The following is an 8,951-nucleotide window of genomic DNA, read 5'->3' on the forward strand; positions in this document are numbered from 1 at the left end:
AACAAGGTGTATATTAAACTAATTTGTAATGTGTCAATAACCTTTTGTTCTATCAACCTGATTTATTAGACTTTCACCTTCAATTAATCTTTTGACATTACCCGCGATTTGCAGCGTCACAGTCTCTAAATCTGACAATGCAGCACAGTGAGGTGTTAAGATCACCTTTTCATGAGACCAATAAGGATGCACCTTAGGTAAAGGCTCTTCGCTGAACACATCAAGGGTAGCGCCACGTAATTGCTCACTATCAAGTGCTTCAAGCAAGTCTTCATCGACAACATGCTTGCCTCTGGCAACATTAATAAGCACCGCATGATTTTGCAATTTACTTAGCAGTGATTTGTTAATGATACCCTGAGTGTGTTGGTTAAGTGGCAGCAAGCACACGAGATAATCAATTTGACCAAGCATGTCATCTAACCCCTGCTGTGAGTAATAGGTGCTTACTTCAGCATCGTGTTTTTCACTATTAGACCAAGCACTCACTCTAAAGCCATTTGCGAGTAAACGCTTAGCACAGGCTTTACCTAGTTCACCATAACCCAAAATACCCACATGTTGATGTGAATACGCTCGCTTTGGCTTCCAAGTACTGGCTGATTGTTTTAAATAATATTCTTTGAGTCTCAGCTTGTGTGCCAACACATGGGTCAACACGTACTCTGCCATATCATTTGCAAGATTATCATCAACAATTCTAACAACGGGGACATGCGCAGCTATCTTCGTTAAGTCGATGCTATCAACGCCTGCACCAAATGAAGAAACTGCTTTTAAATTTACTAGCTTAGGCCATAAATCAGCAGGGACATTCCAAGCCAGTACAAACTCTACAGCTTCGTAGTCGGTGCATTCAGACCAGAGCTGCACGTCAACCTCTGGTAATAACGCTTGTAATCGAGCAATTAATTGGCTGCAATCTCGGCCTGTTACAGCTACAAGTAAAATCATTGTCTTCTCCATTTTGCCTCGTCCTCGAAGCGCTCTTTAAAAAGTCACACAACTGCAACCTAACTGTCACAGCGAACTCTTACCCTAACCTCATCGCTGAATGCGTTTATGTTTGAGGTTTGTATGATCAGTGTTGATAAAGTAATAGAAGCAAATTTACCACAGTTAGAAAATTCACCAAAAGTAAAAGGCTTAGTAAAGAAAGGTCTGGGTTATTTATTACATGAGCAAGAGTTTGTTGCCTTTGGTGATGCATACCCACACTTACAAGGACTTGAGTTTGTAGAGCAAGTACTTGATGAGCTAGACTTTGACACGCGCTACAAGCCAAAGCAAATGGAACATATTCCTAGTGAAGGTAATGTCGTTATTGTCGCTAACCACCCTATCGGTTCTCTTGATGCATTAGCGCTAATAAAAGTCTTATCAAGTGTGCGCCCTGACTTAAAAGTCGTTGCAAACCGCATGCTGATGTCAATCACTCCGATGCACTCATTACTCTTACCCGTTGATAACCTCTCTGGTACAAGCAAAAAGAAAGAGCTGGCTAATATCCAACAGCATTTAAAATCAGACGGTGCGTTATTAATCTTTCCTGCAGGAGAGGTGTCACGCTTAAGTCCAACGGGCATTAAAGACTGTAAATGGAATACTGGCTTTTTACGTATGGCAAAGAAAGCCAACGCACCTATTTTGCCAATTTACATTAAAGCGAAAAACAGCCCATTATTCTACGGCACCTCAATGATCTACAAACCCTTAGCCAGTTTGTTGTTAGTCAAAGAGATGTTCAAACAGCGACAAAAATCATTAGAGTTTGAAATTGGCGCGTCCATCCCACCTGAGTCATATTTAATCGAGAATTTAAAAGATAAAGAAATAGCTCAGCTGATAAGAAAGCAACTGTATCGACTTATCACTAAAAAACCTCTGCCGTTAAAAACGCAAACTCCCATTGCTAGCCCAGAAGCAACAAAAGACCTTAAAAAAGCCATTGAAGAGTGTGAATTATTAGGTGAAACCTCTGATGGTATGAAAATTTACTTATACCAATACTGTGGTAGCTCACCGATTTTCCGTGAGCTAGGACGACTGCGTGAAATTGCGTTTCGCGCAGTCGGTGAAGGCAGTGGTAAACGCCGTGATATCGATAAATACGACATGGATTATCAACACCTTGTACTTTGGGATGCTAAACAACTTGAACTAGTTGGCGCATACCGACTTGCCTGCGCAGAAGACATTATAGAAAAACATGGCCGCAAAGGTTTATATACTGACAGCCTATTTAGCTACAGCGATGCTATGACGCCGTATTTTGAAAAAGGCATTGAGCTCGGTCGCAGTTTTGTGCAACCCAAATACTGGGGCAGAAAGAGCCTAGATTATTTGTGGTTTGGCATTGGCGCATTTGTGAACCGGTACCCGCAATACCGCTATTTATTTGGCGCGGTCAGTGTGTCTAACGCGCTCCCCGAGCAAGCTAAATCGCTATTGGTTCACTATTACCAGCATTATTATGGTGCTAAACAAGTATTAGCCATTCCAAACAATGAATATCGCCATACCGAATCACAAAAAGAGCAATGTGCTCAGTTATTTGCTGGGGATGATATTAAAGAAGATTTTGTTGAACTTAAGCATGTGCTTGCCAATATTGGTGCGCAAGTCCCAACCTTATTCAAACAATACACAGAGCTTTGCGAGCCAGGAGGCGTACAGTTTTTAAGTTTTAGCATCGACCCTGAGTTCAATAATTGCATTGATGGATTAGTGCTTGTCGACTTAGATAAAGTAAAAGCGAGTAAAGCCAAACGATACTTAGGGCAGCCACGCGAATAGTCGTTATAAAATAGCTTAAAAAAGTCGGCATATTCGCCGACTTTTTCTTTTTAATTAAAGATATTTCTAAGCGCAGCTAAGTATATTTGCTCAATAGTTTTTAAATCTGCGATAGGAACATGCTCATTAACTTGATGAATGGTATGGTTTCGCACGCCACATTCAATCACTTGCGTGTGCTCATTGGCAAAAAATCGCCCATCTGATGTGCCACCACTGGTACTAAGCATAGGGAAGCTGCCTGTAACTTCATGCACGGCTTGTTCAAGCTGCTGCAACAAGCAATTGCACGCCTGATGCAATGTATAAAATGATTCGCACGGACGCTCCCAAACAAGCGTTAGCCGCGATGCTAAATCTGCCAATGCAAACTGAATTTCTTCTTTAACGTCTTTACTTTTGTAGCCATGACTATAACGTACGTTAAACGTGATCTCACATTGAGCAGGCACAAGATTATCGACCACATTGGCTATATTAATGCCGGTTACTTGCAGTGTTGTTGCCGAGCTTGTTTCATCTTTGTGCCAGCTAATTGCCGTTAAGCGCTTTACGACCTCTGCACTTAAATGTGCAGCGTTTATGGTGTTTTCTGGATAAGCAACATGCCCAGCTTTACCTTGAATACATAATCGAGCAGACAACGCGCCTCGCCTGCCATTTTTAATGGTATCACCCACATGCTGATGACTCGTCGGCTCGCCAACTAGGCAACCATCAAGCACAACACCTTGTTTGGCTAGACGCTCAGCAATCAATAAGGATCCGTATTCAGCTTCGCCCTCTTCATCTGAGGTTATTAACCAGTAAAATGTGCCGCGTTTATTGCTATTTTGCGCTAAAAAACGTTTTGTTGCGCAAAGCATCGCAGCAACACCGCCTTTCATATCTGCTGCGCCACGGCCATAGACACTGCCATCGACTATCTCGCCACTAAAAGGATCAACTCGCCAATCACCTTCTGCAGCAGGGACCACATCAATATGGCCAGAAAAAGCAACGATAGGGCCTTCACCAAAGGTGATTTTAGCAATTAAATTAGTAACATGATTAAAGCTAAATACCTCACAATCAAAGCCGAGCTGGCTTAAGTTACCTTCAAGCCAATCAATTGCACCAGCTTGAGCGGGCGTTACCGATTTAAATCGGAGCAAGGTTTGTAATGTTTCAACCACCTCAGATTGCACCGACTGGTGCGTTACTAACTCTGCATTTGATATCAAACTCATAATAACCCTAATCAGTTAGAAAGCTTAGGTTATTACATCGAGAGATTATGACCGCAGTGTGAAACTTAAATTAATGATTTCCTTCTTCAATAAGGGTTTCTTGGGTTACCTTGGCAATGTCTTTGTCTTCTTTGGTTAATTGTGTTTGTTGCCAACGACCAGCTGCGAACCAAAGATAAGTAATAATCGCCACAAGTACATTCGTAATAGCAAACGAATACCAAATCCCCTGCGGTCCAAGAGAGGTATGCTTAGACAAAATATACGCGGCAGGAAATTGAATAACACATTGTGAAAGCAGTGACACAACCATCGCATTTAGCATGTTGCCTGAAGCCCTAAATGCAGCGACTATACAAAGCTGCACGCCTATTCCGCCCCAAGTTAAGCACATAACCCGAATGAACTCTGCACCACCCGCTATCACAGACTCATCATCAGGAATGAAAAAAGCCACCAAGTATTCAGCAAACAGATAAGCAACAACACCCACTATTGTCAGGCCCAGCAGTCCCCAAAGTGAGGCTAATCGTGTTATTTGTGCTGCACGCTGTGGATTTCCCGCCCCCATGTTTTGACCAACCAAAGTCGAAACAGCCATTGAAAGACCCATTGCGGGGATCATCACCATTTGTAAAATATTAGATCCAACACCATAAGAGGCAATCGTGTGCGTACCAAAGCTTGCCACCAAAAACGACATAATAATTAAACCAAAGGCTCGCGCAGAGAGTTCAACCGAGCCTGGCGCTCCTAAAAAGAAGGCTTGTTTCATATACTGCCAGTCTGGTTTAAAACTAGAGAGTTTAAGTTGAATGCCGTGACGCCCTCGCAAAAACACCCATACCCCGATTGCAGCCGCTAAACTTTGCGTGATAAGTGTGGCTAATGCAGCGCCCATTACGCCAAAACCCGAAAAGTCACCAAAACCAAAAATCAGTAAGGGGTCAAGCACAAAATTGAGTAACACAGTACCGCTTACAATATAGAGCGGCACCTTGGTTTGCCCTATACCACGCATTAATGCTTGAAACATGGCATAAATAAATACAAACACAACGCCGATAAAAGATACATGCATAAATTTAAGGGCATCACCAAACACTTGATCTTCAACACCTAATAAAGTCAAAAAATATGGTGAAAGCATATAGCCTATTAAGCCAAGTATGGTTGCGGTAATTGTCACCATTAACATAGTTTGGGCAGCAACGTGATTAACCTTATCTTGCTGACCCGCTCCCATGTATTGAGCGGATAAAATAGCGCCCGCCATTGCCAACCCAGAGCCAATAGCAATCACTAAAAAAGTGACCGGCATACTGACAGAAACGGCAGCTACTTGCTCTGCCCCTAACCGGCCTACCCAAAATGCATCGGTCAGTTGATAAGCCGACTGCAAAATATTGATTAAGATGATCGGGATACCTAATTTAAGTAGCGCTTTTGAAATCGAGCCATGAAGAAATAAGTGCTGAGGAGCAGCCATGCAAAACACCTAATAAGCAAATAACACCGTTAGTTTACCAGCCGCAACTGAATGTAGAGTCAATAAGAGTCAATCTTTTTTTGATCTTCCCATTTAAAAACTTAATCTAAATCAAAAAATGGCTTCACTTAGTTCAAACATTTTTGAAACTTTGATCTAGAACAGGTTTTGTCCGCTGCAACTTAGTAATAATAGCCTCAACCAATTAAGACAAGTAGTTCGCGGAGAACAACATGAAAACTAAATTAAGCATTGCATTACTTACTTCACTATTAGCACTCTCTCCTGTTGCAAACGCAAACTTAAGCGTGAATGTAGGTGCAATTAATGTAAACCCTGATAACGACAGCTCAAAAATCAATGAAGCGCCAACGTTAGGACTTCGTGGCGATGACAATACCCAATTAGGTATTACGATTGATTACTCTTTTAATGACAAATGGGTTCTTGAATTAGTTGCAGCGACACCATTTAGCCATGATGTTCAAGGAACTGGTGGCTTAGCGGGCAATAAAATTGCCGATATTAAGCAATTACCACCATCACTAATCGCCCAGTACCACTTCTTAGACTCAACTTATAAGTTCCGTCCTTTTGTGGGTGTAGGTATTAACTATACAACCTTCTTTGATGAGAAACCTTCTGCGGCTTTAAAAGCAACATTAGGTACTGACGATGTAGAAGTAAAACTAGATGATTCATTTGGCTTTGCAGCTCAAGCTGGTTTTAACTACATGATGAGTGAAAACTGGGGCCTACATGGCATGGTTTCACTAATCGACATCGATACAGACGCAACAGTTTATGCTGACGGCGCAAAGGCATTAACTTCAACGGTAGAAATTGACCCAGTTGTTGCTATGTTCGGTGTTAAATACAAATTCTAACTTTCATTTTGTGAAAGCCCATACGCACAAAAAGGCCATTTAATGGCCTTTTTTTTCATCTTCACTTAGTCGATTACAAATTTATTCTTTAACTCTGGCATCATATTTGTTAAACCCTAGTGAACAAATTATATTTTTGAAAAAAAACATTTTTTTGAGCTAAACTTCAATTTAAGACGTATTTATTTTGCTAAATTTCAACGTACTAAGAATTATCTGAATTTTCAGAGCCAGCGGTTATTGTTCCCGATAACTAACAAAGATACAATATAGCAATAATAATATTGACCTATAGAATGTAAAAAAAATGATAACGAGGCTTGCCTTTTGAAAAAGATTATCAACTATTTACTTATAATTTCATGTTTAACCTTAACAGCATGTAAAGTGAAAGACCCTGATGAAGATAAGCCGCAAGAGCAAAAGCAAGATTCCATCAGTGCTAGAGAAACTTTACTTGCTGGTAAGGCTGATTTATCCCTATCAGTGGTGGATGAGAGTAAAGCCAATTTAAGCAATGTTGTCATAAAAGTCGCAGGACAAAGCTACACATCAGATGCCAATGGCAAAGTTAACATTAGCGATTTGCCTTATGGTAACCATGCCTTAATGGTGCAACAAAACGGTTACTTTGCAAAAGCAGGGGTTATCGTTAATCAACCAAATTATGCAACTTCTCAAGTACAATTAGAAACAAAAGCTCAAAACAGTAAAAGCCTGATTTTTGCTGGAGATACTATGTTTGGACGCCGTTATTTAGATCCAAGCTTATCGACTATGGGAACAAACATCCCCGATGTTAAAAATGCACTTATTCGCCCTGAAACAGCTGGGGCAGATAGTGTTGCAATTACTGCCGATGTTGCTGAGCTATTTTTAAATGCAGACTTTGCTTCTGTTAACTTTGAATCACCAGTAACAAGCAATCCTAGTACCGTTCATCCAACAAAAGAGTTTAGCTTTTTTTCTTTACCTGATTCACTCCAAGGACTTTCAGCCATAGGCGTTGACTATTTGGGGCTCGGTAATAACCATGTGTATGACTATTTACAATCGGGTCTTGAAGACACACTTATAGAAGTTGCAAATGTGGGGTTCTTACACAGTGGTGCTGGAATAAATGACACTGACGCTCTTGCACCTGTGAATGCTAGTCTTGGGGATATTAACTTAACACTCTTTGCTGCAACCTCTATCACTGGAGATGAGCATGAATTTAATTATGTTGCAGAGCAGAGTAAAGGAGGAGCGGCAGATCTTACCAATGCAAATGCAGTAAATGATACTCTACAAGCTCTTGATACTAATAATTTTATAATTGCACAAATGCATGGCGGTGATGAATATAGTTACTCGCCAACAAGTTATATAGACGGTCGGTTCCAAGCTCTTTCTTCGCAAAATACTGATTTATTAATAGCTCATCACCCTCACGTTGCTCAGGGTTTTGCTGTTTATAATGATATTCCTGCAGTACTCGGCTTAGGTAACTTTGTGTTTGATCAACCTAGATTAGACACTCTATTAGGTGTTGCGGTGATGATTGACCTAAACGCAGACACACAAACAGTAAATCGTGCCTTTGCTTACCCTATTTACATTGAAGACTACAAGCCTCGTTTTACCACTGGCTTTTTAAGTAACTATTTAGTGCGCCGTCTAGCAGAGTTCTCAGATGACTCGGTAACGTTAATACCGCGTGACAACTATGCTGAAGTATATTTCTCTAAAGACCAAGCAACAAAGCGTACTTCACAAGTGACCGTTACACTCGATAGCAGCAGTGACATAATTGACTTACGTCAATATGCACCATCATCCGCTGCATACTTGTCTAATATTGAAGTGACTAGTGGTGAGCTTAGCAATAGTATTTTAGGCCGAGACATCATGGTATTCGGCGATTTCGAAGACTGGGATAACGACTCAGAAGCTTTTGAGGTAAGTCGCTGGGATCATACTAGTGATAGCGTTTTTCCTTGCACCGATAAACCCTACGCTGGGATTCAAGCTCTTTGCTCTAGCCGCGATGAGTTTGACAATACCCCTTCAATCATTCCTTTTAGACACACTATGCGAGTGATGGAATTGATTGACGAAAATGGGGCGCCATTATTGAGTAAAGATTTCTCATTATATGGCTACTTACAATCTGAGAATGGTGGCAAGCTAGAAAGCTTGTTAACTTATACAACCGAAATTGATGATCTTACTTTTTCGGAAAATGAAGTTGTTATCAGCAACGGAGGTGATAACTCGTGGCAAGTATTTAGCCATGATTTCAGCTTACCTTCTGACGACTTTACCCTTGGCCCAAAAAACTTACCGCCTCGTGGTATTAAGCTTCAATTTAGACAATATGCGCCAAGTAATGGCGAAGCAATGACGCGCTTAGACAATATCGCGATGATCACTTGGCAAAACCCAATCAGTCTTGAAAATAAGCAATGGCAAACCAGTAAAATGCATGGATTTGACTTTTTAAAAGTCTCTGCAAGTAATGATACGAGTATAAAGCTCACTTTCACTTTACTTGACTAAGGAGGAGCA

6 protein-coding genes are annotated in these 8,951 nt (G+C 41.0%); 3 read left to right on the top strand and 3 right to left on the bottom strand.

Annotated elements, in window-relative coordinates:
• Positions 1-33: 33 nt before the first annotated feature.
• Positions 34-954, bottom strand: a complete 921-nt coding sequence (locus ISP07_RS01845; RefSeq protein WP_209326591.1) for a 2-hydroxyacid dehydrogenase — start codon at positions 952-954, stop codon at positions 34-36.
• A 123-nt stretch (positions 955-1,077) separates the two neighbouring features.
• Between ISP07_RS01845 and ISP07_RS01850 the strand changes: the two genes are divergently transcribed.
• Positions 1,078-2,796: a lysophospholipid acyltransferase family protein gene (locus tag ISP07_RS01850; protein WP_209326592.1), complete on the top strand. Its 1,719-nt coding sequence runs from the start codon at positions 1,078-1,080 to the stop codon at positions 2,794-2,796.
• Positions 2,797-2,846: 50 nt separating this feature from the next.
• Here ISP07_RS01850 and dapE read toward each other — a convergent pair whose 3' ends face one another.
• Both dapE and ISP07_RS01860 read right to left on the bottom strand, forming a co-directional pair.
• Positions 2,847-4,025, bottom strand: a complete 1,179-nt coding sequence (gene dapE / locus ISP07_RS01855; RefSeq protein WP_209326593.1) for a succinyl-diaminopimelate desuccinylase — start codon at positions 4,023-4,025, stop codon at positions 2,847-2,849.
• Between the two features lie 70 nt (positions 4,026-4,095).
• Entirely contained in the window at positions 4,096-5,514 is a 1,419-nt protein-coding gene (locus tag ISP07_RS01860; protein ID WP_209326594.1) for an MATE family efflux transporter, read from the bottom strand.
• Positions 5,515-5,747: 233 nt separating this feature from the next.
• On the opposite strand from ISP07_RS01860, the gene ISP07_RS01865 reads away from it, so the two are divergent.
• Together ISP07_RS01865 and ISP07_RS01870 are read left to right on the top strand one after the other, a co-directional pair.
• Complete coding sequence (locus ISP07_RS01865) at positions 5,748-6,401, top strand: OmpW/AlkL family protein (RefSeq protein ID WP_209326595.1); 654 nt, start codon at positions 5,748-5,750, stop codon at positions 6,399-6,401.
• Positions 6,402-6,728: 327 nt separating this feature from the next.
• Complete coding sequence (locus ISP07_RS01870; RefSeq protein WP_209326596.1) at positions 6,729-8,942, top strand: CapA family protein; 2,214 nt, start codon at positions 6,729-6,731, stop codon at positions 8,940-8,942.
• The last annotated feature ends 9 nt before the right edge of the window (positions 8,943-8,951 follow it).

The sequence above is a fragment of the Pseudoalteromonas sp. PA2MD11 genome, from assembly GCF_017808125.1.
Classification (GTDB): Bacteria; Pseudomonadota; Gammaproteobacteria; order Enterobacterales; family Alteromonadaceae; genus Pseudoalteromonas; species Pseudoalteromonas simplex.